This is a genomic window from Bradyrhizobium sp. LB11.1, from assembly GCF_040549385.1.
GTDB lineage: Bacteria > Pseudomonadota > Alphaproteobacteria > Rhizobiales > Xanthobacteraceae > Bradyrhizobium.
In genome coordinates this window covers 483,545-508,728 of sequence record NZ_JBEPTH010000001.1, presented here as the reverse complement: position 1 = coordinate 508,728, position 25,184 = coordinate 483,545, and the positions used below count along the sequence as shown (strand labels likewise).

At 63.6% G+C, this 25,184-nt stretch carries 21 protein-coding genes and 2 pseudogenes; 11 read left to right on the top strand and 12 right to left on the bottom strand.

Features of this window, described 5'->3' with window-relative positions; all coding sequences use genetic code 11:
- Positions 1–39: 39 nt before the first annotated feature.
- Positions 40–774 carry an IclR family transcriptional regulator gene (locus ABIA96_RS02240; protein WP_354135375.1) on the top strand — a complete coding sequence of 245 codons (735 nt, stop codon included), beginning with the start codon at positions 40–42 and terminating at the stop codon, positions 772–774.
- A 38-nt stretch (positions 775–812) separates the two neighbouring features.
- Here the strand turns inward: ABIA96_RS02240 and ABIA96_RS02235 are convergent, their stop codons facing one another.
- A complete protein-coding gene (locus ABIA96_RS02235; RefSeq protein WP_354135374.1) occupies positions 813–1,700 on the bottom strand; it encodes a VOC family protein in 888 nt (295 codons plus the stop codon).
- Between the two features lie 185 nt (positions 1,701–1,885).
- On the opposite strand from ABIA96_RS02235, the gene ABIA96_RS02230 reads away from it, so the two are divergent.
- Entirely contained in the window at positions 1,886–3,073 is a 1,188-nt protein-coding gene (locus ABIA96_RS02230; protein WP_354135373.1) for a CaiB/BaiF CoA transferase family protein, read from the top strand.
- Between the two features lie 231 nt (positions 3,074–3,304).
- Here the strand turns inward: ABIA96_RS02230 and ABIA96_RS02225 are convergent, their stop codons facing one another.
- Positions 3,305–3,475, bottom strand: coding sequence for a hypothetical protein (locus tag ABIA96_RS02225; protein WP_354135372.1), 171 nt, complete (start codon positions 3,473–3,475; stop codon positions 3,305–3,307).
- Between ABIA96_RS02225 and ABIA96_RS02220 the strand changes: the two genes are divergently transcribed.
- Both ABIA96_RS02220 and ABIA96_RS02215 read left to right on the top strand, forming a co-directional pair.
- Positions 3,474–6,581 (top strand): DEAD/DEAH box helicase, encoded by a 3,108-nt coding sequence (locus ABIA96_RS02220; RefSeq protein ID WP_354135371.1) that lies wholly within the window; start codon positions 3,474–3,476, stop codon positions 6,579–6,581. The two genes, ABIA96_RS02225 and ABIA96_RS02220, sit on opposite strands and share 2 nt — an antisense overlap.
- A 155-nt stretch (positions 6,582–6,736) precedes the next feature.
- Positions 6,737–7,378 carry a glutathione S-transferase family protein gene (locus ABIA96_RS02215; protein WP_354135370.1) on the top strand — a complete coding sequence of 214 codons (642 nt, stop codon included), beginning with the start codon at positions 6,737–6,739 and terminating at the stop codon, positions 7,376–7,378.
- Between the two features lie 265 nt (positions 7,379–7,643).
- Here ABIA96_RS02215 and ABIA96_RS02210 read toward each other — a convergent pair whose 3' ends face one another.
- From ABIA96_RS02210 to ABIA96_RS02195, 4 genes are all read right to left on the bottom strand, one after another.
- Positions 7,644–8,792 (bottom strand): amidohydrolase, encoded by a 1,149-nt coding sequence (locus tag ABIA96_RS02210; protein ID WP_354135369.1) that lies wholly within the window; start codon positions 8,790–8,792, stop codon positions 7,644–7,646.
- Positions 8,793–9,064: 272 nt separating this feature from the next.
- Entirely contained in the window at positions 9,065–10,153 is a 1,089-nt protein-coding gene (locus ABIA96_RS02205; RefSeq protein WP_354135368.1) for a mandelate racemase/muconate lactonizing enzyme family protein, read from the bottom strand.
- Between the two features lie 74 nt (positions 10,154–10,227).
- Positions 10,228–11,421 (bottom strand): M20/M25/M40 family metallo-hydrolase, encoded by a 1,194-nt coding sequence (locus ABIA96_RS02200; RefSeq protein WP_354135367.1) that lies wholly within the window; start codon positions 11,419–11,421, stop codon positions 10,228–10,230.
- A gap of 93 nt (positions 11,422–11,514) precedes the next feature.
- Entirely contained in the window at positions 11,515–12,762 is a 1,248-nt protein-coding gene (locus ABIA96_RS02195; protein WP_354135366.1) for an MFS transporter, read from the bottom strand.
- A gap of 255 nt (positions 12,763–13,017) precedes the next feature.
- On the opposite strand from ABIA96_RS02195, the gene ABIA96_RS02190 reads away from it, so the two are divergent.
- The 5 genes and pseudogenes from ABIA96_RS02190 to ABIA96_RS36615 form a co-directional block, all read left to right on the top strand.
- Positions 13,018–13,515 (top strand): GDSL-type esterase/lipase family protein, encoded by a 498-nt coding sequence (locus ABIA96_RS02190; protein WP_354135365.1) that lies wholly within the window; start codon positions 13,018–13,020, stop codon positions 13,513–13,515.
- Positions 13,516–13,569: 54 nt separating this feature from the next.
- Positions 13,570–14,625, top strand: coding sequence for a sugar phosphate isomerase/epimerase family protein (locus ABIA96_RS02185; protein WP_354135364.1), 1,056 nt, complete (start codon positions 13,570–13,572; stop codon positions 14,623–14,625).
- Between the two features lie 10 nt (positions 14,626–14,635).
- Entirely contained in the window at positions 14,636–15,814 is a 1,179-nt protein-coding gene (locus tag ABIA96_RS02180) for a Gfo/Idh/MocA family protein (protein ID WP_354135363.1), read from the top strand.
- 208 nt (positions 15,815–16,022) lie between these two features.
- Positions 16,023–17,291 (top strand): MFS transporter, encoded by a 1,269-nt coding sequence (locus ABIA96_RS02175; protein ID WP_354135362.1) that lies wholly within the window; start codon positions 16,023–16,025, stop codon positions 17,289–17,291.
- Between the two features lie 216 nt (positions 17,292–17,507).
- A pseudogene (locus tag ABIA96_RS36615) lies at positions 17,508–17,576 on the top strand (VOC family protein); the annotation flags it as partial.
- A gap of 240 nt (positions 17,577–17,816) precedes the next feature.
- Here ABIA96_RS36615 and ABIA96_RS02170 read toward each other — a convergent pair.
- Positions 17,817–18,839, bottom strand: a pseudogene (locus ABIA96_RS02170) (phosphatase PAP2 family protein); the annotation flags it as partial.
- A gap of 471 nt (positions 18,840–19,310) precedes the next feature.
- On the opposite strand from ABIA96_RS02170, the gene ABIA96_RS02165 reads away from it, so the two are divergent.
- Complete coding sequence (locus ABIA96_RS02165; RefSeq protein ID WP_354135360.1) at positions 19,311–20,099, top strand: phosphatase PAP2 family protein; 789 nt, start codon at positions 19,311–19,313, stop codon at positions 20,097–20,099.
- Positions 19,988–20,272, top strand: coding sequence for a phosphatase PAP2 family protein (locus ABIA96_RS02160; RefSeq protein WP_354135709.1), 285 nt, complete (start codon positions 19,988–19,990; stop codon positions 20,270–20,272). The genes ABIA96_RS02165 and ABIA96_RS02160 overlap by 112 nt, the downstream gene beginning before the upstream one ends.
- Positions 20,273–20,871: 599 nt before the next feature.
- Here ABIA96_RS02160 and ABIA96_RS02155 read toward each other — a convergent pair.
- From ABIA96_RS02155 to ABIA96_RS02135, 5 genes are all read right to left on the bottom strand, one after another.
- The gene (locus tag ABIA96_RS02155; RefSeq protein ID WP_354135359.1) at positions 20,872–21,186 is read right to left on the bottom strand and encodes a response regulator; all 315 of its coding nucleotides are present in this window, start codon (positions 21,184–21,186) and stop codon (positions 20,872–20,874) included.
- Between the two features lie 9 nt (positions 21,187–21,195).
- Positions 21,196–21,531, bottom strand: a complete 336-nt coding sequence (locus ABIA96_RS02150; protein ID WP_354135708.1) for an HGGxSTG domain-containing protein — start codon at positions 21,529–21,531, stop codon at positions 21,196–21,198.
- 23 nt (positions 21,532–21,554) lie between these two features.
- A complete protein-coding gene (locus ABIA96_RS02145) occupies positions 21,555–22,127 on the bottom strand; it encodes a hypothetical protein (RefSeq protein WP_354135358.1) in 573 nt (190 codons plus the stop codon).
- A 337-nt stretch (positions 22,128–22,464) separates the two neighbouring features.
- The gene (locus tag ABIA96_RS02140) at positions 22,465–25,005 is read right to left on the bottom strand and encodes a branched-chain amino acid ABC transporter ATP-binding protein/permease (protein ID WP_354135357.1); all 2,541 of its coding nucleotides are present in this window, start codon (positions 25,003–25,005) and stop codon (positions 22,465–22,467) included.
- Positions 25,002–25,157: a hypothetical protein gene (locus tag ABIA96_RS02135; RefSeq protein WP_354135356.1), complete on the bottom strand. Its 156-nt coding sequence runs from the start codon at positions 25,155–25,157 to the stop codon at positions 25,002–25,004. The genes ABIA96_RS02140 and ABIA96_RS02135 overlap by 4 nt, the downstream gene beginning before the upstream one ends.
- Positions 25,158–25,184 lie beyond the last annotated feature (27 nt).

Genomic DNA, 25,184 nt, shown 5'->3' with positions numbered 1-25,184 from the left:
TCGAAATCGGCAGAGGAAATCGACAAGACAGGAAAGTCGATGCTCAAGACGCAAGGCGTCGCCACCGTGCAGCGCGCGCTGGCGATCCTCGATAGCTTCATCGGGTCCGGCACCAGAAGCCTGGCCGACATTGCCAGGGTGACGGGCCTGGCCAAGCCGACCGTGATGCGATCGCTGGTGTCGCTCGACGAAGCGGGCTACGTCGTCCGCCTCAGCGACGGTCGTTACGCGCTCGGTGCCAAGACGTTTCAGCTCGGCACCACCTATCGGGCGAACTTCAATCTCGAACATCATGTGCTGCCGGTCCTTCAGCAGCTCAGCCAGCAAACGCTCGAAAGCAGTGCGTTTCACGTGCGCGAACGCGACAGCCGGCTATGCCTGTTTCGGGTGGACTCACCTCAGCTCGTGCGCGATGTCGCGCGTCCCACCAATCTCGCGCCGCTCGATTTGACGTCGACAGGCCAGGTGCTGAGCACAGCACGCTGGACCGACCGAATGGATGACGGCGCACAAATCTTCGTCAGTTCGGGAGTCTACGACACCGTCACGGCCTCGCTTTCGACCGCTGTCTTCGGCCACGAGGGAGCACTGGTCGGCGCGATGACCGTCAGCGGCCCGATCGAACGCATCCGTCAGGCCGACCTCGAGGCGTTGGCGTCCCGACTGACCGATGCCTCGCATCGGCTCTCGCTTGTGCTGGGCGCGCCGCTGCCTCGCGAAACCGGTGCGCTGCGGATCATCAGCCTGCCGTCGGCAGAAACCGCGACCGGGTGACCGCCGTCACAGCAGCTCCCGATTTGGTCGCGGGACTCCTACCCCTCATATTGATCCGGCCCCATCGCCCACGACGCCTGATCATGGCTATACGCGTAGTTGCGGTTGTTGACGACGGGATTGCGATTGACCATTGGCCGCATGAACATCGGATGCGTCGCGCTGCGCACCTCGTGCTCGACCGTGAAGAGATGCTTGCCGCTGTCGAGATCGACGATGTCGCAGAAACGGTACTGGTACTGATTGTCCTCGCGGGAGACCAGGTCGCGCGCCAGCAGCTTGCGGTAGGGGCCGGAGAAATCGGTGATGTACATCTGCACATGGTGGCCGTCATAGTCGGGCTGCGGCCGATCGGTCTCGCGGAACAGCAGATGCTGGTCGCGGCCGGTCTTCACCGCGGCAACCTTGCCGTCACCGTTGCGCAAGGCCGCCGGCATGCCCATGATCTCCGGATAGAAGGCGCAGATTGCCTGCGCGGATCCGACCGGCACATCAAACTCGACATAGGGGATGCCGAGCGTGATGCGCCCGAAGCGTGCTGCATCCGGTTCATGGACGCGGATGCGGTTGCCCCAGGGACAGGTCGCTTCGACATAATCATTGTGCTCGGCATAGGCGAAGGCCGTGCCTTCGAGCTTCTTGGCAACCGACGCCAATCGCACCAGCAGCGCCTCGCGTCCCTCGATGACGAGCCCGGTATGGCCGCGCAGCACCTGCGCGTTGCCGCTCGGCAGATGAAACTGGCTGCGGCCGGCATTGATCCACATGTTGGTGTCGGACACCATCAGATAGGGATCGCGGGTCAACCCAAGGCCCGTGACGTAGAACAGCGTGGCGAGGCGCTGGTCCGGGACCTGGATGTTGACGTGCTCGAAATGGACGGCGTTGCCGAGATCTTCTGCGGATCGATCGAATTGTTGCGGCATGGATGTGGGCTTCTCGCTGGAGGGACGGACCGGTGCATACTAGAGCAGAATTTCCGCCAGCCGAAACGGTTGGATGATCACAACTTGAGGCAAGGTTCTTGAGGACGTGGCATCCTGTGCGCCGCCACCTTGCCGTGGTACCCATTCCCTGTAATCTGACTGGAAATACGCAAGGAAAGAGATCGATGGGGGGAGTTCTGGAAGGCGTGCGCGTCCTCGATTTCGGGCGCTATATCGCGGGGCCGTATTGCGCGACATTGCTGGCCGAATTCGGCGCCGAGGTCATTCGCGTCGAAAAGCGCGAGGGCAGCGAGGATCGCTTCGTGGCACCGGTCGGCGAAGGCGGCGAGGGCGCCCTGTTCCTCCAGGTCAACCGCAACAAGAAGTGCATCACGCTCGATCCGATGACGGCGGAGGGCCAGGAGGTGATGCGCCGGCTGGTGGCGACCGCCGATGTCGTCGTCGCCAATCTGCCGCCGCAGACCTTGCGCGCAATGAAGCTCGATTACGACACGCTTAGGGCGATCAAGCCGGACATCATCCTGACGACCGCAACCGCGTTTGGCGGGCCGGGCCCCTGGTCCGACCGCGTCGGCTTCGATGGCGTTGGCCAGGTCATGTCCGGCTCGGTCTACATGACCGGCGCCGGCAATCCGCCGTATCGTGCCGCGGTGAACTGGGTCGATTTCGGCACCGCGCTTCACTGCGCCTTCGGGACGCTCGCCGCGCTGATCGAGCGCGGCAAATCCGGGCGCGGGCAGATCGTCGAGGGCGCATTGCTGGCGACCGCTTTGTCCTTCACCAATGCGACGCTGATCGAGCAGGCCGTCATCAACGTCAATCGCGTCCCATCAGGAAATCTCGGCCAGACCGCGGCGCCGGCAGACATCTACCGCACCAAAGATGGCTGGGTGCTGTGCCAGGTCACCGGCCATCCGCTGTTCAAGCGCTGGGCCAGGCTGATGGGCGAGGAGGAGCAATGGCTCAACGATCCGCGCTTTGCCGACGACATCAGCCGTGGCAACAACGGTCCCGTCATCAGCGAGCGGATGGCGCGCTGGTGCGCCGAGCGCACCACGCAAGAGGCTGTCGACACTCTCGGCAAGGCGATGATTCCGACCGGGCCCGTGTTGAGCCCCCAGCAAGCGCTCGATCATCCGCACATTCGCGCCGCAGGTTTCCTGCAGGATGTCGATTATCCCGGCTTGCCGAAGCAGGCACCGGTTGCCCGCGCCGCCGTCCGGCTGTCGGAAACGCCGGGCGAGATCGCGGCGCGTCCGCCGACGCTTGGTGAACATACCGATTCTGTGTTGGCGGAACTCGGCTACGACAAGGCTGCGATTGCAGCGCTTCGAGAGAGCGGCATCATTTAGTCGTTGCGTCGAGACGAGAGTGGAAATCGGCCCGCGCGTCTGCTAGACGACGGGCGGCTTGTCCTCGCGTGTTTGCGTTTGCCGGCGACCTCGCGTCGTATGAGGATTTAGGGGAGGCGGGCGCTGGCACGCCCCGTCTCATATGCATGACCATTCGCAACCGAATCGACCTGACCTCGGTAGCGCGTGGCCATTGACGACTGCTTACGACGAGAAACGGATTCACGTGCGTCATTCCAAGAAAGTGCGGCCAGCAGCCAGGAACTCGTCAGTCAAGAGTTCGCCAAAGAAGCGCTCGCCGGCAAAGAGTTCGACAAGCAGACGCTCGCCAGGCAAGGCTTCGCCGAAGGCGAGCAAAGGCTCGCAGCGCGCCACGATCGCGTCGTCGTCACCGCTGGGCATGATGGCGCTGCATCTGCTGGCGCAGTGGAAGGAGTCCGGGCGCGGCGGTCTGGTGTTCCTCGCCGAGAGCGAGAACAGGGCGGAGCGGCTCGGCAGCGTTATTCACGCACTCGATCAGTCCTGCGAAGTGCTGGTGTTTCCGCGGCTGAATACCCTGCCGTTCGATCAGTTGGAACCATCGCGCGAGATCGCAGGCCGTCGCGCCTCGGTGCTGCGGCGCCTCGCAAAATCCAGGCAGCCGATCTTTCTCGTCTCGACGGCGGAAGCCGTGATGGAGCGCTTGCCGGCGCCGGCGAGCCTGTTGCGTCTGAACACCGCTTTGAAGGTCGGCGGCAATTTCTCCGAGAGCGAGCTCCGCGTCCGGCTCGAAGACCTGGGCTATGATCTCGACGACGAGCCGGATTATCCGGGCGGCGCCCTGTTTCACGGCCAGACCTTTGAGATATTTCCCGCAGGCGCGCTGGGACCGTTCCGTGTGGAACATTCCGGGCGCGCCATCCGTCGGATCGTGGCGTTCGACCCGAAAGAGCACGACATCATCTTCGAGACCAAGGAGCTGCTCGTCGATCCCATGTCGGAGCGGCTTGCCCTTGCCGGCGCGCGGGCCAAGCGCGCGACGCTGTTCGACTATTGCGGCAAGGCCAAGTGGATCGCGGATGCCGGCGTGTCGGTGCATGCCGATGCCTGGTTGAGCACGATCGAGGAGGCCGCGGGCCGCGCTGACAGGGAGCGCGAATATCTGGGACGCCCCGACTGGAAGCAGGCGACCCGTGGCATGAAAGTGCTGCCGCGCAGCGCGCCGTTCCAGCCGACGCCGGAATTCTCCAAGCTGACATCCGCCCGAAAAGCCCTTCGCGCCTTCGTCGAAGAGACGCGCGATGCCGGTTCGCGCCTGATCCTCGTCGCGGCGCAGGAGGAAGACCTGCGCGCGATGGAGCGGATGAGTGGCGTGCGGGCGGAACGCGTCGCGGATTGGGACGAGGCCGAGGGCGCGCGCCATCGCGACGTGGCGCTGCTGGCCGATCTCGACGCCGGCTTTGTCATTCCAGGTAAAAAACCTGCCGTCGTTCTGACGGCGACCGACGTGCTCGGCAGCCGCGCGCATCATCCGCAGCCGATGGCGCGAAGCTGGAGCGCGGCCTTCGATCATGCCGATGTGCCGGAGCAGGGCACGGTGGTCGTGCATCTGCAACGTGGCATCGGCGTGCTCGACGGCCTGCAGACCGTGAACACCGGCGGCGGCGCGTTGCGCGAGATGGTCAGGCTGTCGTTTGCGGGCGACAACGCGGTTCTGGTGCCGCCGCCCGACCTGGCTCTGATGTGGCCCTACTCAACCGAGCGCGGCAAGCTCACGCTCGACAAGGCGGATGGCAGCACATGGTGGGCCCGCCGTAGCGAGGCCGAGCGGGAGATTCAAACCGCCGGCAAGGTGCTTGCCAAGCACATCAGCCAGCGCCGCCGCCGAAAGGCAGCAAAGCTGGTCCCTCCGGGATCGGCCTACGAAAAGTTCGTGGCGCGCTTCCCCTATTTCACCACGATCGACCAGGCCAAGGCGATCAATGACGTGCTGGATGATCTGGCGTCCGGCCATCCGATGGACCGGGTGATCTGCGGTGACGTCGGGTTCGGCAAGACCGAGGTGGCGCTGCGGGCGGCCGCCGCCGTGGTGTTGTCCGGCAAGCAGGTGGCGGTCGCGGTACCGACGACCGTACTGGCCCGGCAGCACGTTGCGACCTTCCGCAAGCGTTTTGCTCCGTTCGATATCGAGGTCGGAAGCCTGTCGCGCGCCACGTCCGGCGCAGAGTTGCGGGAGACCAAGGAAGGCCTGCGCAGCGGCCGCGTGAAAGTCGTGGTTGGCACGCAGGCACTCGCCGGCAAAGACGTGAAGTTCGATGATCTCGGTCTCGTCATCATCGACGAGGAGCAGCATTTCGGCGCAGCCGAGAAAGCAAAACTCTCCGGGCTCGCCAGGAATGTCCATACGCTCTGGATGAGCGCCACGCCGATCCCGCGCACGCTTGCCGCCGGTCTTGCCGGCTTCAGGGATCTGAGCCTGATTGCATCGCCGCCGGTGCACCGGCTTCCGGTCGCGACCAAGATCGCGCCGCTGTCGGATGCCGCGATTGCCTCGGCCCTGCTGCGCGAGCAGCGGCGGCACGGGCAGAGTTTCCTGATCTGCCCGCGCATCCAGGATCTGGAGCCGATGCTGGCGCGCGTGCAGGCGGTGGCGCCCGATCTCAAGATCGTCTGCCTGCACGGAAAATTGCCGGCCGATGAGATCGACGACCGCATGATGACCTTCGTCGAGGGCAAGGCCGACGTTTTGCTCGCGACGAATATCGTGGAGAGCGGCCTCGACATCCCGCGCGCCAATACCATCGTGGTGTGCTGGCCCGAGAATTTCGGTCTGGCCCAGTTACATCAGCTGCGCGGACGCGTCGGTCGCGGCGGCATCCGCGCTTTCGCGTTTCTGCTGACGGAGTCGGCCTCGGCCCAGTCCGAGAAGCGGCTCGCCGTGCTGGAGGAGTTCAGCCGGCCAGGCGCGGGCTTTGCCATCAGCGAGCGCGACCTGGATCTCCGGGGTGCGGGCGATCTGTTCTCGGAGCAGCAATCCGGCCACGTCCAGGTCTTCGGACCCGTGCTTTACAGTCACCTTCTGAAGATGGCCTCGGAGAAGGTCGATGACGGCAGGTCCGTGGTGTGGGTACCCGATCTCAATCTGCCGGTCGCCGACATGCTTCCCGGGAGCTACGTGCAATCCGCTCCGGTGCGGCTGGAGCTCTATGCCCGCGCCGCACGCTGCGCCAGCGAAGATGAGCTCGACGATCTCGAGGAGGAAACCTCGCGCCGCTTCGGACCATTGCCGCAGGCCGCCCGCGATTTCTTTGCGGTTACGCGGCTGAGGCTGGACTGCAAGCGCCGAGGCATCGTCCGCCTCGACGTCGGGCAAAGTGCGGTGGCCGCGACGTTCCTGCCGGGACGGCTGCGGAAATCCAAAGGGAAGTCGTTGCAACGCGACGGCGATCGCGTCGTCTACCACAGCCCAACGCGCGATGCCCCGATCGACATGGTCGAGGAATTGTTCGAGCTGCTCGACGACGCGTAAGCTAGGTCGTGAACCCATAAAGTGGGAAGGGCCCGCACTGTAGGATGACAATATGCGCCAAGCCTTGAGTGCATTATGCGCCATCGATAGTCCGTTGCGCGACTGGCTTACCTCCGCGAGTTGGTACATCTAGCCCAATCCAGGAACGCTTAACTATGCTCACCGTCTATGGCGAAGGTCGTGGCTTCCGTGTTGTTTGGCTGCTCGAGGAATTGGGATTGGCTTATCGGCTGCGCCCGGTCGACCTGCTCGCAGTCGAGAATGATCGCGATTTCCTCGCGATCAACCCCGCCGGCTTCATTCCCGCGCTGCAGGACGGCGAGACGGTCATGGTCGAATCGATCGCGATTCTTGAGTACCTGCTCGCGCGCCACGGCTCAGGTTCACTAGCCGTTGCCCCGGACGATCCCGCCTTCGCTTCCTATCTGCAATTTCTCCACTTGGGTGAGGCCGGGCTGGCCGGGCCGATGAACGCCGTCTTTGTCGGTCGCGAACTGGCGCCCGAAGCCGAGCGAAATGCCCGGGTTACGCGCTGGGCGCTCGAGACCTTCGAGAGCCGGCTGGCGTTGGTTATCCGCCGCCTCGCGGATTGCCCCTATCTCGCCGGCGACCGATTCACTGCTGCCGATATCTCGGTGAGCTACGCCCTCCTGCTCGGCGTGCGAACTGGCAACTACGTCCCGGGTTCTACCGAGCGGGACTATCTTGCCCGCACGACGGCACGCCCTGCCTACGTTCGGGCGATGGAAAGCTGCCAGGCCACCAAGGCTTGGGCGGCGAGATCACCGGGATTGTAGTGCTCGCTTCATCGGAGCGGCTAAGCCGTCGGGCAAAAGCGGGCTTACAACACCGCGTCCCGCGCCGATGTTCGGAATGCAAACATTTGTTGTTGAGAGAGTTTAGACCTGCCCCCGCGCCGTGCGTCAAGCGCACGCGCGCGAGCTCGCGGGCCAGTGCGTCCCGCGATCCGCATTGCCGCTACCTGTTCAGATGGTTGCCGGACGGAACCTGTCGCGCTGAAATTGCGCGATCGCGTCCGGCCGCAGCGCCGCGCTGTCCCGGTCAGTTCGCCGACAGCGCCGTCTTGGCGACTTCGGCCATCCAGCTGGATGCGACGGGGAGGATCGCGTCGTTGAAATTGTAGCGCGGGCCGTGCAGCTCGGCGCCGTCACGCAATTCGCCGTTGCCGATCCAGACAAAGGCGCCGGGGCGGTGGTGGAGGTAGAACGCAAAATCTTCGCCGGCCATGCTCGGCGCAAGATTGCGCCGCACCGGCGCCCGCACCTTGTCCGCGGCCATGCGCGCGAAGCCGGCTTCTTCCGGCGTGTTGGTGGTTACACCGACGCCCATGACGATGTCGGGCGTGACCTTGACGTCGAAGCTGGTGGCGATGCCGGCGCAGATCTCCCCGATCCGCGCCAGGATGATGTCCTTCACGTCATTGCGGTGATGCCGCAGCGTGCCGCGGATCACGACCTTGCCCGCGATTTGGTTGGGCGCGGTGCCGCCTTCGATCATGCACAGCGAGAGCACGGCGGTGTCGAGCGGATCGACGCCGCGCGACACGATCGATTGCAGCGCGACGATCAGATGGCCGGCCGCCATCACCGGATCGCGCGTCAGATGCGGCATGCCGGCGTGCCCCGCATGGCCCTCGATGGTGATGGTGACGCGTCCGCCGGAGGCCATCACCACGCCGTCATGGACCGCGATGGTGCCGGCCTCGAGGCCCGGCCAGTTGTGAAAGCCGAACACCCGGTCCATCGGGAAGCGCTCGAACAGCCCGGCCGCGACCATCGCGCGCGAGCCGCCAAAGCCCTCCTCGGCCGGCTGGAAGATGAAATCGACGGTGCCGCACCAGTCGGTATCCGCCGCCAGCAGCGCCGCCGCGCCGAGCAGCGAGGCGGTGTGCCCGTCATGTCCGCAGGCATGCATCACGCCGGGATTTTTCGAGGCGTAGCTAAGCCCGGTATCCTCGGTGATCGGCAGCGCGTCCATGTCGGCGCGCAGGCCGACGCGGCTTTGCGCAGACCCGCGCGTCAGCGTCGCGACCACGCCGTGGCCGCCGATGCCTGACACGAAGGGAATGCCGAGCTCGGTGAGTTTTTCCTGCACGAAGGCGGCAGTCGCGTTTTCCTGCAAGGAGAGCTCGGGGTGGGTATGCAGATGCTGGCGCCACGCGGTCAGTTTCTGGTGCAGCTCGGGGGTCAAGGCGCGGCTCTCTCGAATGATGATGGCTGCGGGCAGCATAACTGAATATTTGCTGCCTGCATCCAATGCCTTGGAATGCCTCGCGTGCATCAACGCGTTCGATGATTGCTGGGGCAGACCAACCGAGCCGCGCGCTCCGCTTCACCTCTCCCGCTTGCGGGAGAGGCCGGGAGAGGGCTCGATCGTCATTGGGGGTCTCACTGTGGAGACACCCTCTCCCCAACCCTCTCCCGCAAGCGGGAGAGGGGGGGCGCACCTGCGGCCGCGCCCTTCTACCCCGCGAGCTTCGCCAGCCCGTTCCAGTCAAAACTGATGCCGTGGCCCGGGCGGTCCGGCGCCAGCGCCTTGCCGTCCTCGAGCACCAGCGGATGCTCGATATATGTATCGAGCCCGAAGCCGTGGGCTTCCAGATAGGAGCGGTTGGGGCAGGCCGCGAGCAGATGCACGGTGATGTCGTGCGCGCCGTGGCTGGTGACGGGCAGATTGAAGGCCTCCGCCAGCCGCGCGATCTTCATGAAGCTCGACACGCCGCCGCAATTGGTGACGTCGGGCTCGGGATAGGACACCGCGCCTGATACGATGTAGTTCTTGAACTCCCACAGCGAGCGCAGATTCTCGCCCGCCGCGATCGGCACACCACCGGCCTGCAGGATGCGCGCATGGCCCGCGACGTCGTCGGGAATGATCGGTTCTTCCAGCCAGGTCAGGTCGGAGGGCACGAACGCGCGGGCGGCGCGGATCGCTTCTTCCACCGTCCATTTCATGTTGGCATCCGCCATCAGCGGAAAGCCGTCGCCGAGATGCTGCCGCATCGCCGCGACGCGTGCGACGTCGGATTTGAGATCGGGCCGGCCGACCTTCATCTTGATGGCGCGAAAGCCCTTGGCGAGATTGCCGTCGGTCTGCTTGAGCAACGCCTCGACCGAGAGATCGAGGTCGATGCCGCCGGCATAGCACGGCACGCGCGCATCGAAGCCGCCGAGCAGCCGGTACAGCGGCAATTTCGCGCGCCGCGCCTTCAGGTCCCACAGCGCAATATCGAGCGCGGACAGCGCCAGCACCGCAGGCCCGCCGCGCCCGCCATAATGCAGGCCCCACCAGACGTGATGCCAGACCGCCTCAGTGTCGTCAGCCTCGCGTCCCTCAACCAGCGGCGGAATCTCGCGCTTGAGGATATCGGCGGTCGCGCCGCCATTGCGCCCGACAGTATAGGTGTAGCCGACGCCCTCGGCGCCATCTGCATCGCGGATGCGGCAGGTGATCAGCTCGAACGCCGCGATCTCGCCGTGGGTCGAGTCGGACAGCGTGACGGGGAGGGGGATCCGGTAGAGTGCGGATTCGACGGTTGAAATGCGCGGCATGTAGCCTCCCTGTGTTTTCTTTGCAGGCTAGGTCGACGGACGCCGTCAGGCAACCGTCGGCCGCGCAAGGCAGCTCACCGCATCGTCGCGAGCTGCAGCGCCAGCGCGCAGGCACGATCGTATTCGTCGAGATTGATCCACTCGTCGATCGTGTGCGCCTCGTTCTGGCCGGCACCAAACGTCACGGTCGGAACGCCGTGCCGCACCATCCAGTTCGCGTCGAGGCCGCCATTGGCGGTGCGGACGTTCGGGGTGCCGCCGACCGCGGACACCGCTTCCACCGCGCGCTTGATGACGGGCTGGCTGTCCTTCATGCGGAACGGATAATAGTCGGTCTCGGCCTTGAACTTGATCTTGCCGGACTTGCCCTGCGCATTCGTCACCTTCTTGGCGGCCTTCTCGAATGCGGCCTTGTAGGCCTTGGTGATCTCCTTGAAGAACTTTCCGTCATGGCTGCGGCTTTCGCCGCGCACATGGACGTAGTCGGTGACGACATTGGTGGCGTCGCCCGCGGGGCGGCCTTCGCCGCCGGTGACGGGGCCGACATTGCTGGTGCCTTGGCTCTTGCCCTTCACCACCTTGCCGAACCAGCCGCCGGCCTTCACCTCGGCAAGCGCGAGCGCCATGATCATGGTCGAGGAGATGCCGCGCTCGGGCGCCACGCCGGCATGCGAGGCGCGGCCAAAAATCTCGACGTTCCAGCGATCCGCACCGACGGCGCCGATCACGACGTTGGAGGCCGAGCCGCCATCATAGTTGAAGGCCATCGTGGGCGAGCCGAGCTCGTCGAGCTTGACGTGGCGCGCGCCGTAGAGCCCGCTCTCCTCGCGCACGCAGAACAGCAGCGTAATCGGCGGATGGTCGAGCTTCTGCTTGGCGAGTTCAGCGGCCAGCGTCACCAGCACGCCGCAGCCGCAGCGATTGTCGCCGCCGAGCGCGGTCTTGGCGGAGTTGACGATTTTGCGGCCGGATTTCTTCGGCTTGGCGCCGGCGCAGAGCGGCACGGTGTCCATGTGGGTCATGAACATGATGCGCGGCTGGTTGTGCAGCGCGCCGCGGCCGGGCAGGTCGACGATGAGGTTGCCGGTCTCGGTCGGCACGGGAATGCGGGTGTTGGCGTCGTCGAGCCGGATTGCCTTGGCCGGCACGCTGCTCTCCTTCAGCGCCGCGGTGAGCTCACGCCCGATCGCCGCCTCCTGTCCGGTGACGCCTTCGACGGCGAGGAAGCGCATGAGGCGGTCGGTGGCGGCTTTGGTGTCGACAGGCATGGAGTTCTTTCCTTCACGCGTAGGATGGGTAGAGCGCAGCGAAACCCATCACTTCCCGGCAAGAACGATGGGTTTCGCTTCGCTCTACCCATCCTACGAATTCGTCGAGGTGTAAGTCAAAAAGATCATCACCCCCACGAGCAGTGCAGCCGCCATGAACAGCAGCACCGCCGGCAGCCCTGCGAACGCCGCCACCGCACCCGTGATCGACTGCATCAGGGCGGTGCCGAGGAAGAAGGCGAGGTTCACCGCCGCCAGCGCCTTGCCCGCGGTCTGCGCGTCGACCAGCTGCCGGCACATGCCGAACAGCAGCGGCTGGGCCGACGTCGCAAGCCCGATCAGCACGAACAGCACGAGGTCATATTGCGGCGGCATCACCGGCACGCCGAACAGCCATGCGACTGCATAATGAGGCGCGCCGAGCGCCATCAGCACCACCAGCAGTGCCGAGACCGCATGCGCGCCGGCGACCAATTCGCGGCGGCGGCCGACCTTGCGGTCGATCATGCCCATCAGCAGCGGGCCCGCGATCATTGCCAGCGTATAGGCGCCGAGCTGGTTGCCGGCCTCGACCCGCGTCAATCCCTTGACGTCCATCAGCCACGGCCCGCCCCACAATCCGCGCAGCACGAGCGAGGTCGCCAGCGACACCATCGCCAGTGCGATCAGCCCGCGCAGCGGCCGTGACAGGCCGAGCCTGACCACCTCGATCATCTGCGACAGCGGCGAAGACTCGTCCTTGTGCTCCGCCTGCTGGTTCGGCACCAGCGCGAGCACCGCGAGCGCCACCACGACGCCGCCGGCTGCTGCGATCCAGAAGCCGGCGCGCCAGCCGTATTGATCGACCACGAAGGCGAGCGGGCTCGACGACAGCAGCATGCCGATGTTGCCGATCGAGAGGATCGCGCCCGACCACAGCCCGAAGCGCGCCGCCGATAATTGCTTGGCTGCGAGCGTCATCGGGCACATCAGCATGCCCGAAGTGGCGATGCCCAGCAGCAACTGGCCGAAGACAAAACTCTCAGGCCCCGTCGCAAAGCCCGACGCGATCGCGCCGACGATGGTGCCTGCAAGCAGGCTCAGCGACACCGGCCGCACGCCAAAGCGATCCATCGCCGCGCCGACCGGGATCTGCGAGGCCGCGAAAGCAAAATGATAGACCGAGGTCAGGCTCGCCAGCGCCTGCGGCTGCACGTGGAAATCCGCTGCCATCAGATCGAGGCTGAGCGCAGGGATCGTACGCAGCAAGGTCGACAGCATGTGCCCGCAGGCCAGCGCGACCAGCGCAAAGATCAGCGCGCGGGTGCCATGTCCCGCCTCATCATTGGCAACCGCACTCATCAGCGTCCCGTCCCGGCAAGGATTTTAGCAAGGGTTTTGGCCGGGTTACACGATTGAGGGGAGGGTGCCAATGGCGGGAGGGCCAGCGATCGTGCATGGCCTGTCGGACGTGGTGGCACAGCGCCGCCTCTTCCGTTCCCTACGAGATCTGGTTTTGGGCCGGTAGCGGGCAGCGCCTCTGGTTTGGCATACCCGCGATGGAATAATCGGTGATAAGCATGGGGCGGGCCTATCAAGCCGATCGGGGAGCGCAAAATGATCGCAAAGCTCGGACAGATCATTCTTCTTGGTGCATTCGGGCTGTTCTCCGCGCTTGGCTCCGCCCACGCGGCAACCGTGGTGGCCCTTGGAGCCAGCAACACTTTTGGCAAGGGCGTATCGCGTAGCCAGTCCTATCCCGCACAGCTTGAAACGCTTCTCCGTGCGAAGGGTCTTGACGTCCGTGTCATCAATGCCGGCGTCAATGGTGACACGACGGGGGGCATGCTGGGCCGATTGGATCGAGTGGTTCCGAAGGGAACGAGCGTTGTGATCCTTCAACCCGGCGGAAACGACCGGAGAAAGCTGGCCGCTGACAACACGCCTGCCATCCAGAGCAGGCTGGGCGCGATGGGAATCAAGGTTGTCATGCTTTCGAATGGGATGCTGCACGGACTCCCGCATCAACCCGATGGGCAGCATCTCACGCCAGAGGGCTATCACATGCTGGCGGAGGAGCTGGTCGGCCAGGTCGCCGCGGCACTCGGCAAATAGCGTCGTACCGTCTCTTGGGCCGCCGCGCGAAACCAGGTCAGAAGGAATCATTCGATGAAGATGATCAAGGGACCGGCGATTTTCCTCGCTCAGTTCGCAGCCGACGCTGCGCCGTTCAATTCCTTCGATTCGATCTGCAAATGGGCCGCCTCGCTCGGCTACAAGGGCGTCCAGATACCCAGCTGGGATGGGCGGTTGTTCGATCTCAAGAAGGCGGCAGACTCGCAGGATTACGTCGATGAGGTGAAGGGCGTCGCCGCCGGTCATGGTCTCGCGATCACAGAGCTTTCGACCCATCTCCAGGGCCAGCTCGTCGCCGTTCATCCGGCCTACGACGCCGTGTTCGACGGCTTCGCCGCGCCTGAAGTGCGAGGCAATCCGAAAGCGCGCACCGAATGGGCCGTTGACCAGGTCAAGTGCGCGATCCGCGCCTCAAAGCGCCTTGGGCTCACGGCGCACGCGACCTTCTCGGGCGCACTCGCCTGGCCCTATATCTATCCGTGGCCGCAACGTCCACCCGGCCTCGTCGAGGAGGCCTTCGACGAACTTGCCAGGCGATGGCGGCCGATCCTCGACGATGCGGACGAGCACGGCGTCGATCTCGCCTACGAGATTCACCCCGGCGAAGATCTCCACGACGGCGTCTCCTACGAGATGTTCCTCGAAAGGGTGAACAATCATCGGCGCGCGAACCTGCTCTACGACCCCTCGCACTTCGTGTTGCAGCAGCTCGACTATCTCGACTACATCGACATCTACCACGATCGTATCAAGGCCTTCCACGTCAAGGACGCCGAGTTCAACCCGACCGGCCGACAGGGCGTCTATGGCGGGTTCCAGAGCTGGGTGAATCGGGCCGGTCGCTTTCGCTCACCGGGGGACGGGCAAATCGATTTCGGTGCGGTGTTCTCGAAGCTGACGCAGTATGATTACGACAGTTGGGCGGTGCTCGAATGGGAATGCGCGCTGAAGCATCCGGAGGACGGTGCGCGCGAGGGTGCCGAGTTCATCAGAAGCCATATCATCCGGGTCACCGAAAAGGCCTTCGACGATTTCGCCGGCGTCGGCACCGACGCCAAGATGAACCGCAAGATGCTGGGCATCTCCTGAGCGAGGCAACATGGCAATCGAAGCAGGCAATGAGACCGGGGGGCACCGCCGTATCCGGCTCGGCATGGTCGGCGGCGGCCAGGGGGCTTTCATCGGCGGGGTCCATCGCATCGCGGCCCGGATCGATGACCAGTTCGAACTCGTGGCTGGTGCGCTCGCTTCGGAGCCTGCTCGCGCCATGGCTTCAGCGAAGGAGCTCGGAATCGCGGCGGACCGCGCGTATGGCGGCTACGAAGAGATGGCAAGAGCGGAAGCCGCCCGTGCCGACGGCATCGAGGCGGTCTCGATCGTCACCCCCAATCACATGCATGGTCCGGTGGCAAAGGCCTTCCTCGAAGCCGGCATCCATGTGATCTGTGACAAGCCGCTGACGACGACTGTCACGGAAGCTGAGGAACTGGCGGCGCTGGTGAAGAAGACCGGCAAGGTCTTCGTCGTCACGCATAACTATGCGGGCTATCCGATGATCCGCCAGGCCCGTGCCATGGTGGCAAACGGCGATCTCGGCGAGATCAGGCTTGTCCAGGCCGAATATCTACAGGACTGGTTGACGGAGCGGCTGGAGGCCACAGGCCAGAAACAGGCAGCGTGGCGGACCGATCCGGCCCGCTCCGGCGCCGGCGGCTGCATCGGCGACATTGGAACCCATGCATATCATCTCGCCTGCTTCGTCAGCGGGCTCGAGCTCGACGAGCTGCTCGCCCAGCTGTCGACGTTCGTGCCGGGTCGGCTGCTTGACGACGATGTCCAGATCCTTCTGAGGTGGAAGGGTGGCGCCAAGGGCATGCTGTGGGCGAGCCAGGTCGCGGTTGGCAATGAGAATGGATTGAAGCTGCGCGTCCACGGCACCAGGGGCGGCCTCGAATGGGCACAGTGCGATCCAAACTATCTCTGGTTCACGCCCTACGGCCAGCCGAAACAGCTGCTGACCCGCGGAGGCGCCGGTGCGTTACCGGACGCCGGCCGCGTCAGCCGCGTACCATCAGGTCATCCCGAAGGCTACCTCGAAGGATTTGCGACCATCTATGCCGAAGCAGCACGCGCGATTCGCGCCGCCACAGCCGGCGTCAAACCCGATCCGGCGGTGATCTACCCAACTGTGCATGATGGGCTCGCCGGCATGAAGTTCATTGACGCTGCGGTGAGATCATCCGCGGCGAATGGCGCTTGGGTTCCCCTCGATCGATGAACTCCAGGCTCCAGGTTTGCAGACAATCCGAGCCCGCGATTGACCCGAGGCGGACATTCAAGGACCAAATTTTGCTGTGACGCTCAAGTCGTTGCCGCTGTGATCTGCAATCGAGGTTCATTTCACAACGGGGGCAATTGGCCTGGGTGGCTCGTCGGGTTTCACGCCCGCCTGGTAAATCATCGGGTCGTTGCAAGGGAGATGGCCCATGCAATCGAAGTCGCTGCGAGCGCAGATCGGAGTGCTGATCCTTGCGACGAGCATCATACAGCTCGCCAACGGGTTCTTCGGCACATTCATATCTTTGCGTGTCGCCATGGCGGACTTCGGGGCGACCACATCTGGTCTGGTGCTCAGCAGCTATTTTGCCGGCTTCACATTGGGCGCATTGCGCTGCGAACGGATTATCGGACGGGTCGGACACATTCGCGCCTATGCCGCTTTCGCAGGAATGGTCGTCGCTGCGACCGCGACAATGCCGCTGCTGCCTGAGCCGCTGGCTTGGTTGGTCCTGCGGGCGATCATCGGTTTTGGCTGCTCTGGCCTTTTCATCACCACAGAGAGTTGGCTCAACGCGAAGGCGGATCCAAGAGAGCGCGGGCGGATATTCTCGGTCTACATGCTGGGCACGTTCCTCGCTCTTGCGCTGGGGCAGCTCCTCATCGGCAAGGCCAAGGTTGAAACGGCGGAACCCTTCAATGGGATCGCCGTCCTGTTCGCCGTGGCGCTCGTCATCGTGAGCACGACACGGGCCGAACCGCCCCGCGCGGCCGCCGCCACATCCCTGCCGTTCGGCCGATTGCCGCGTGCGGCGCCCGTCGCTGTAGTCGGCTGCATCGTGAGCGGGCTCGTCAGCGCCAGTTTCTATTCGCTTGTTCCTGCGTGGATGCAGGATGAGGACATCGCACGCGAGACGATTGCGATCTTCATGCTCATCGCCGTGCTCGGCGGGCTTGCGTTCCAGGTCCCGATCGGCAGGTTCTCGGATCGGTTCGATCGGCGCGTCGTGTTATCGATGCTGAGCCTCGGCTTTGCGGCCACCGCAATCGCGGTGGTCAATTTGCCGCACTCTCGTCCGGTGATCTTGACCGCCGCCGCCCTGCTCGGCGGTTTCATGTCGACCCTTTACCCGGTCTGCGTCGCCAACGCACATGACCAAATGCCAGCCGATCAGGTTGTTGCAGTGAGCGGGCAGCTCATATTGGTCAGCGGGTTGGGCTCGGTCCTTGGTCCGTTGATCGGCACAATTGTGATGGCGTACTTTGGCATCAATGGCCTGTTCTATTTTATGGCTGCCGTCAGTCTATTGCTGTTTTTCATGGCCATCGCCCGTCGCTTGCTGGCGACGCCGCCAATACACCAGGAACGAACATTCGAGATCCTGACGCCGCAGGCATCGCCGCTCGCGCACGATCCGCTTGGCCCTGCCGTACCTGCCCCACTTCGCAAAGAACGCGAGCAAAGCCCGCTTCTATAAAGCAACGCTGACGTACGCGTTGCGACCCGGGCATGTCCCCTTCTGGCCCCCAGCCGAAGAGCGCCGTTACCTTTGTCATGCCTGGGCGAAGGGCAAGGTTGACACCCGTTGTCGGGCTTACAAGGCCTCGTTCGTCCTCTGGGTGGGCGCTGCCGAGTTGGGTCCAGGCCGGTTTCGCTGGCGGCGCCGGTCAAGCCCAATGAGACGGAGGACGCCATGACTCACGGAATTTTCGTTTGGAATGAGCTCTACACGCGGGATGTCGAGGCGGCCAAGGCATTCTATGCCGCGACAGTCGGCTGGACGTTCGAGGGCATGCCGATGCCGGACCGGGACCGCACCTACTGGATCGCCAAGGCGGAGGGCAAGCCGGTCGCGGGCATCCTCGACATGCGCGGAATCGTTCCCGACGGCGATCCGCCGCACTGGTTGAGCTATCTCGAAGTCGACGATGTCGACCGGCGCATTGCCGAGATCGAGAGAAATGCACGCGTGGCTGATGACTGTCGTTACGGCAATTACCGCCGCCGCCACTACGATGCCAGCAAGGACATCGACCAGACAGTGACCTCCGCCCAACGGGGTTGCGATGATCATCACGGCGTTCCAAGGAACGGCGACCAGTCTAACCCATCGCAACGGCCAGAAGGACCACATGTAGAGGATTGCAGAAGCCGCATGGAAGCTCGGAAAAGTAAGCACGCCCACGAGCCGCTGCAAATGCAATTCCTGGAGAATGCCGGAGCGGATCAGCGGTGCGTCGCGCAAGGTGTCGTAGTAGCTGGTAGGTTCGAAGTGGGGAAAATCTGAGGCCTGCAGACCAAGCGCATGGTAGACGCCGATAGCCGGGACAAAGGCCGAGATACACGTCGTTGCGAAGAGAGCAAGAATGTACGCGCATACTGCCTCCGCACCTCGCCGATAGCACCCGGTCAAGGGGAGCAAAAGCACCACCAGGATCATCTGCAGGGTGATTGAGGTGTATGACCGAGCGAGGACGGGTATCAGTTCCGAGTGACCGTTTATGAAATCGAGAAAGCTTCTGAAATCGAACCCAAGTGCACGGTCCCAGCCCAGCAATCGTGCATCTTGCAGCGGAAAGCAGATGGAGGTCGCCACATAGGTCAACGTCAGCAGGACTGGAACGGCAAACGTCGTCTGCGCCAGCGCGATAAGAGAGAGAAACACTCTTGGGTTTGCTTGCGTCCGGGACCGGGCGTTTCGCACTCCAACCCACCAGTAAAGCGCAGCCAGTGCGAAAGCGGCGATGTATCCCGATGGCTCGATATAGAATCGCGTAGCGAGGAGCCAAGCCACCACGACGCCGGCGATGCTCGCCAAAAGCCGCCAGTTAAATTCAAGCAACGCCCATGCCGTCGCAACTTCATCATCGCCAGAGTGCAGTAGCGGTTCCAACCGCGCAGAGGAAATGTCTGCTGCCTGCGCACGACGTAGAGAATTGGTGATGCCTGCTTGTTGATCGAGCTGATGGCCGCGGCCGCCCTCAAAAACAGGTGTTAGCGCAACAGGCACTCTTGCGGGACGCATAGTCGAATTTCCAATTTACACCCGCAGAACTACCCCCACACTAGTTAAGGTTGCATAAACTAGTGCGGGAACAATATTACTATGCACGTATAAGCCGTACCGCATACGCCACGAATACGCGAACGCTCGTCTGTCAAAAGCCAAAGATCCCTCTCAACTTGTGAGGGACTTTCGCATCAGGGCTGCGGCAGAACGACGCGCCCTGTTCAGCGAGATGCGGCAGCAGCATTTTCGTTTGCGATCCGCATTGCAGCGGCAGCGCATCGCTTGAGGCGCGTTTCTTCTACGAAAACCCCCCTCCGCGAACAGATTCCGACTGCATCAACCCGCAATAGAGGGTTCCATTCGCAGCGAGAGCGGAACCCCGACTTCAATTAAAGATAGATTCGCCCTACCGGTGCGAATGGACGCAAAGCTTCTTTTAAGTTGTTCCACTCTAACAACGCTCCACAACAAAAACAGTGGAAGCAAATGTCCGTCGAGCCTGCAATTCGCGAAGATGCTTTTCGCCTTTATCGACTTAATTGGATCGCCCTCGCAGTACTTGCACTCTTCGATGGCGTAATCCATCCCATAGCCGGCTTCTCCTTAGAACTCGATCAGGCGGCATGGGGCGGGTTGTCGTTTTCTGCGGCTCTGGTCGCAGCCGGTCACTTCTTGCTCTGGCGAAATTGTTTTCGGCTTGCATTCATCGCCCTGTCCGTAGCTCAGCTAGGCTTCCTGGCGTTGCTTGGAGCTATGCTGACCTACATTGCAGCGTCGGTGAATTTGCCGCTGCAAGACCAAGCGCTCGACCATTGGGATAAAATGCTCGGAATGGACTGGGCCGCCTACTACAGATTCATGGTATCCCGGCCAGAGCTCCTGCCATACTTTTATCTGGCTTATCTGGCGCTCGCACTCCCTCCCTTCGGTGTTCCGATAGTTCTTGGTCTCACCAAGAACTATGTGCGGCTTCAAAGCTTCACGCTGGCGACCCTTATCACGATTTTCGTTGTCTCTTTCTTATCCGCACTCATGCCCGCTATCGGCACGTATCAGCTGTACAATTTACCAACGGAGTTCGCGGGTTTCAAAGCGAGTGGCTATTTGATCCAGCTTGAGCGCTTGCCCCTCATCAGGAGTGGCTCAACCTGCATGTCCTCAACATCTCGCAGATTGGCGGAGTCGTTACATTCCCCAGTTTCCACGCCGCAGCAGCTGTCCTCGCCTTATGGGCATGGTGGGGCGTTTGGTGGATGCGCCCCTGGGCGTTCATGATGAGCGCAACGATGTTGATCGCTACGCCTTTGGTCGGAGGGCACTATTTCGTGGACACATTTGCTGGAATAGCTATCGCGAGTGTGGCAATTATCTTGGTGTCATCGATCGCGGCGCAACCGTTCTCCGTCCCATCGAAGGCGGGAGCCCTTTCGCCAATCACGAGCGCATGAATCATTAGCCGTTGGCCCATCGCTTCCGTTCAAGCGGTGCAGCCACATGTCGGTGCAGAGGGATAGACCGCCAGTTTGCAGTCGAGCGCAAGACCGACGCTCCTGGCCCTGAGCGACCGTTGACGCGATGCCGCTACATGTCGGTCCAGAGGGGTAGACCGGAGGTTTGCAGCGGAGCAATGGACCCACGCTATTGGTGCTGAGCAGACGCCCCCCGCCCTGGAGCGGCGTCGGCTCTCGGCTCCGGTGATCGGTTTCTTCGCTCGCAGTTTGAGATGAAGCGAAGTCGCGGCCGCATCACGTTCCCGCCCCGGAATGTTTGCGGCCGACCAGCACATGCGCGCCGTCGGCCTCGATCCGGCGGCGCCTGAGCAAGCGCCTCGTCCTTCGAGACGCCCGCTCTGCGGTCTCCTCAGGATGAGGCTTAGCGGGATTTCTGCCAACAGAAATTGCTGCCGCGCACTTTGTCCTCATCCTGAGGAGCCCGCCAAAGCGGGCGTCTCGAAGGATGGCCGCGGGGAAGCCGCTCCCAAATGCGATCGCCCAACAAACCTCGACTAATGCGCCGCTTCCCTGAGCAGCTCCGTCGGGTAGACCGGCTAGATGAAGAACGTTGCGCCAGCCGGCAGCGGACGGGGAAGCGGGCGACCCGAGATCACGATGATCCGCACATTGGCGTTTTGCTGACGGGCGAAGTGAGCGAGATCGACGCCATCCATTTTCCCAACCAGATTGATATCGGTGACCATCAGGGACGGATGCCGTGCTTTCAGTGCCAGAGCCGCGGTCTCCGCATCCTCGCACTGCAGAACCTCGAAATTGCGCTCTTCGAGCAGCAGCGCGAGCATCTCGTGTTGAATGTCGTCATCCTCGACGACGATTGCGGTCGGGCGATGCGGCTTCGACTGGCCCATGGTTGCACCTCATTTCGTATCATTTGTTAAGTGCGAAGGGGCGAGTCCGTTCCCGGCGTGGTGCGTTGGGTTCCGCTCTCGCATGGGTTGCCGATTGCTTATGGAATCTGCAGGCAACTGGCGCAGCAGATTCTCAGCTTCAATCAGCACGGCGCGAACAAACTGTCGCTCGTCGACCGCCTCCCTGGTGAAGAATCCGTTCTTGATGGCATTACCGTTCCCGAATGGCGCGCCGGATCCCCATGCGCCCCCGTGCATGCGGCAGCGCGTCTTTCCACGCAGCGCCGGCGCACGACATGTTCCATCGTTGCGCGTTTGCGCGCCGCAGCGCGCGCTCGCTTTCATCGGGCCGGTGTTGCGGGCGTGGCTCAAGGCTGCGCAGCGACCAGATTCGCATGCTGCGTGAAATGGCCGACGACGGCCTTGCCGCCATCCTGCACCGACAGATTCTGCACCGTGATCGCGCACGCGCCGTTGCTGCGATGACGGTTCAGTGCCTCCATCTGGGCTGCGTAGGTGCGGGCCAGCCGGGTCAGGGCGCGTGTGAGGCTCTCCTGCTGCGGCACGTCGTCCGTGCAGGCGAGACGGCAGGCGCAGCGCATCGATGCGACGTGGATGCTCACCATCTGCGTCGCCAGCATGGATTCGAGCGAATCCTTTGGCGCAATGCTCTTCAGCATCGAGACCATGAAGGAGAGATTGCCCTGGTCCGGCCTCAGAGCAACTACGCTGGCTTTCACCAGCTGGCTCAAGATGCCATGCAGCGCGTCGCGGTCGACGGCGCCAAGCGCCTCGGCCAGCAGCAGCTCGCCGGTTTTGGGGTCGGGATGGTCGATCACGATGCGCCGGCGGCGGAGTTTGACTTTCGGGCTTGCGATGATGGGGGCACAATCGGTCGGCGCGATGGGCATCGTCTCGGTTAGTGTCGGAAGTGTCGTCATGCGATGTGTCCTTTGCCGGCGCAGGCGCGAGAGTTCGCGGCGCGCGAATCCGATCGCGTGCCTGCTGCGCGGCGGTTGAGATTTTTCAGATGTTGATGAGGCGTTTTCGCGTGGCCAGGGATCGAGCGCACCCATGATCGGGCGAGGCTTGAACACGGGCCGAAATCGCGATGATGCCATCGTGCTCCTGTTTTGCCCGACGTGTCAAACGTAATTTCGGGATTACGGAAGTCGTCTCTCCGCAAGGCGTTGTTCCGACCGGGGCCGGCTACTGTGCATGGGGTTGTTTTCGCAATTTTTATGTGGATGGTGGCGTTCACCTGAGACGGAGTAGGATCTACAGCCAGAGGATCTGCTTGCGATAGCCGAGATCGTTCAGGAGCGGCGCCGCCGGTCCCTGGTGGAACACGGCGCCGCGCTCCAGCGCGAAGGCGCGGTCGGCAAGCGCCAGCACGAGATCGAGATTGTGCTCGACGATCACGATCGACATGTCGCGGCGGAGCTGGTCGAATACCCTGAACAGCTCCAGCGTCACCGCCGGCGCGAGCCCTTCGAACGGCTCGTCGAGCAGCAGCAGGCGTACATTGCCGGACATGGCGCGGGCCACCGCGACCATCTGCTGCTCGCCGCCGGAGAGATAGTCGGCCGCGACGGTCATCCGCTCCTTCAGGCGCGGGAAGTATTGCAGGATCTGCTCCTCGTGCCAGACCACGCCGTCGCTGCCGTCGGTCTTGCGGGCAAGCCGCCCGAGCGCGAGGTTTTCGCGCACCGTCATGCCGGCGAACAGCCCGCGGCCCTGCGGCACATAGCCGATGCCGCGGCGCGCGATGTCGGGCGCGGGCAGGCCTGCGATATCATCGCCGCGATAGGCGATGCTGCCTGAGGCTGCCGGCACGAGACCCGCGATGGTCTTCAGCAGCGTCGACTTGCCCGCGCCGTTGCGCCCAAGCAGCGCAACGATCTCGCCCTCACGCACATCGAGCGCCGCGTCGTTGAGGATGTGGCTCTTGCCGTAGAACGTGTTGACGCCGTCGAGCCGCAGCACAGTTTCGTGCGCACCGGATGCCTCGTCACTGCGCCGGTGCTCGACGGCGGGAATGCCCTTGCCAGTATAGATCTCCTGCACCCGCAAATCGGCCCGCACGGCGCCGGGGCAGTCGGACATCAGCACCTCGCCCTGGTTCATCACGGTGACCACCTGTGAGAATCCGAGCACGCGGTCGATGTCGTGCTCGACGATCAGCACGGGAATGTTGCTCGCGATGTTCTTGACCAGGTTCGACACCCGCTCGCGTTCGGCCGCGGCAAGGCCGGCGAGCGGCTCGTCGAGCAGCAGCACCTGCGGTTTCGATCCCAGCGCGATGCCGAGATCGACCAGCCGCTGCCCGCCATAGGAGAGCTCGCCGCCCTGGATTTCCTCGATGCCTTCGAGCCCGAGAAATTTGACCAGCGCGGCCGTCTCGGTGTGGATCTCATTGTACGCGTCGATGTCGTTCCAGATGTTGAAGCGCATGGCCCGCCGCGCTTGCAGCGACAGGCGCAAATTCTCGTAGATCGTGAGCCCGCGGAACAGATTGGTGATCTGGAACGAACGCGCCAGCCCCTGATGGCAGATCAGGTTGGCGGGCACACCTGCGATGTCGCGCCCTCGAAGACGGATCGTGCCCTGGTCTGGCGCGTAGAGGCCGGAGACCAGATTGAACATGGTGGTCTTGCCGGCGCCGTTCGGCCCGATCAGCGCGTGGATCTCGCCGGCGGCGACTTTGAGGCTCGCATTCTCCACCGCGCGGATACCGCCGAACTTTCGAGAGACGGCACTGACTTCCAGCACCGTGCCGCTCAACGCCTCCGGCCGCAAAAAGTCCGGCAGTGGCAAGCGGTCATAGATCTTGCGCCGGCTCATCGCCGCCGTCTCTTCCGCGGGCGGACGCAGGCGCCGCATGACCAGCGAACCGATGCCGACGAGGCCGCCGGGCGAATACATCACGAAGGCCACGAAGGTGAGGCCGAACCAGAACAGCCAGTCCGACGTCCAGATCGAGAACAGCTCGCGGAACAGGATGAAGAAGACGGCACCGAGCGCGGGGCCGAGCAGGCTGCGCATGCCGCCGATCACGACCATCGCCCGCAGCTCGCCGGCGAACGGCACCGAGACGGCTTCGGCCGAGACGAGATAATTCAGGAACGCGATCAGCGCGCCGGCAAGGCCGGTGACGACGGCGGAGATCACGAACACAGCGAGCTTGTAGCGCTCGACCGGATAGCCCTGGAAGCTTGCGCGCAGCTGGTTTTCGCGGATCGCCACCAGCACATGCCCGAACGGCGAGCGCACCAGACGCATCAGCACATAGAGGACGGCAAGCCCGATCGCCGCGACCGCGATGTAGTAATTGAGAGCACCGTCGAAGTTCACGGGGCCGATGCCACCGCGCTTCAGTCCGCCAAGTCCGTCCTCGCCGCCGGTCAGGTTCGTCCAGCGGAAGGCGGTGGTGTAGACGAGGGCTGCCAGCGCCAGCGTCAGCAGCGAGAAGTACACGCCGCGCCGGCGCAGGATCAGAATGCCGATGACGGCCGATGCGATCGCGACGACGGCCATCGATCCCAGCAGCGGCACCCAGATCTCGCCGGGAAAGAAGCGCAGCTGGATCAGCCCCGCCGCGTAGGCGCCGATGCCAAACCAGGCGCTGTGGCCGAACGAGACGAGGCCGGTGTAACCGATGCAGAGGTTGAGCCCCATCGCCGCGATGGCTAGTCCAAGCATCCAGGTGCCGGTATTGAGCGACAGGCCCAGCGCGCGCAGCAGGCAGGGCAATGCGATGACCGCCACGCCTGCGATCAGCAGGGGCCTCAGCCGGTCGATGGTCGAGGCGTTCCTCATTCGAATTTCTCGATGCGTTCGCCGAGCAGGCCACGCGGGCGTACCAGCAGCACCACGAACATCAGGATGTAGATCGAGGCCTCGCCGGCGGCGGGCTCGAAGTGAATGGCGATGCCACGCACGACACCGACGAGGAGGGCGGCGATGACCACGCCCCAGAAACTGCCGAGCCGACTTCC

Excerpts from the sequence above, each read along its gene's own strand:
- ABIA96_RS02140 (WP_354135357.1), bottom strand. The coding sequence starts at position 25,005 with ATGAGGAACGCCTCGACCATCGACCGGCTGAGGCCCCTGCTGATCGCA.
- ABIA96_RS02175 (WP_354135362.1), top strand. The coding sequence starts at position 16,023 with ATGCAATCGAAGTCGCTGCGAGCGCAGATCGGAGTGCTGATCCTTGCG.
- ABIA96_RS02230 (WP_354135373.1), top strand. The coding sequence starts at position 1,886 with ATGGGGGGAGTTCTGGAAGGCGTGCGCGTCCTCGATTTCGGGCGCTAT.
- ABIA96_RS02195 (WP_354135366.1), bottom strand. The coding sequence starts at position 12,762 with ATGAGTGCGGTTGCCAATGATGAGGCGGGACATGGCACCCGCGCGCTG.
- ABIA96_RS02240 (WP_354135375.1), top strand. The coding sequence starts at position 40 with ATGCTCAAGACGCAAGGCGTCGCCACCGTGCAGCGCGCGCTGGCGATC.
- ABIA96_RS02235 (WP_354135374.1), bottom strand. The coding sequence starts at position 1,700 with ATGCCGCAACAATTCGATCGATCCGCAGAAGATCTCGGCAACGCCGTC.
- ABIA96_RS02180 (WP_354135363.1), top strand. The coding sequence starts at position 14,636 with ATGGCAATCGAAGCAGGCAATGAGACCGGGGGGCACCGCCGTATCCGG.
- ABIA96_RS02190 (WP_354135365.1), top strand. The coding sequence starts at position 13,018 with ATGATCGCAAAGCTCGGACAGATCATTCTTCTTGGTGCATTCGGGCTG.
- ABIA96_RS02225 (WP_354135372.1), bottom strand. The coding sequence starts at position 3,475 with ATGCCCAGCGGTGACGACGACGCGATCGTGGCGCGCTGCGAGCCTTTG.
- ABIA96_RS02205 (WP_354135368.1), bottom strand. The coding sequence starts at position 10,153 with ATGCCGCGCATTTCAACCGTCGAATCCGCACTCTACCGGATCCCCCTC.
- ABIA96_RS02145 (WP_354135358.1), bottom strand. The coding sequence starts at position 22,127 with ATGACGACACTTCCGACACTAACCGAGACGATGCCCATCGCGCCGACC.
- ABIA96_RS02155 (WP_354135359.1), bottom strand. The coding sequence starts at position 21,186 with ATGGGCCAGTCGAAGCCGCATCGCCCGACCGCAATCGTCGTCGAGGAT.
- ABIA96_RS02220 (WP_354135371.1), top strand. The coding sequence starts at position 3,474 with ATGATGGCGCTGCATCTGCTGGCGCAGTGGAAGGAGTCCGGGCGCGGC.
- ABIA96_RS02165 (WP_354135360.1), top strand. The coding sequence starts at position 19,311 with ATGTCCGTCGAGCCTGCAATTCGCGAAGATGCTTTTCGCCTTTATCGA.
- ABIA96_RS02200 (WP_354135367.1), bottom strand. The coding sequence starts at position 11,421 with ATGCCTGTCGACACCAAAGCCGCCACCGACCGCCTCATGCGCTTCCTC.
- ABIA96_RS02215 (WP_354135370.1), top strand. The coding sequence starts at position 6,737 with ATGCTCACCGTCTATGGCGAAGGTCGTGGCTTCCGTGTTGTTTGGCTG.
- ABIA96_RS02150 (WP_354135708.1), bottom strand. The coding sequence starts at position 21,531 with ATGAAAGCGAGCGCGCGCTGCGGCGCGCAAACGCGCAACGATGGAACA.
- ABIA96_RS02185 (WP_354135364.1), top strand. The coding sequence starts at position 13,570 with ATGAAGATGATCAAGGGACCGGCGATTTTCCTCGCTCAGTTCGCAGCC.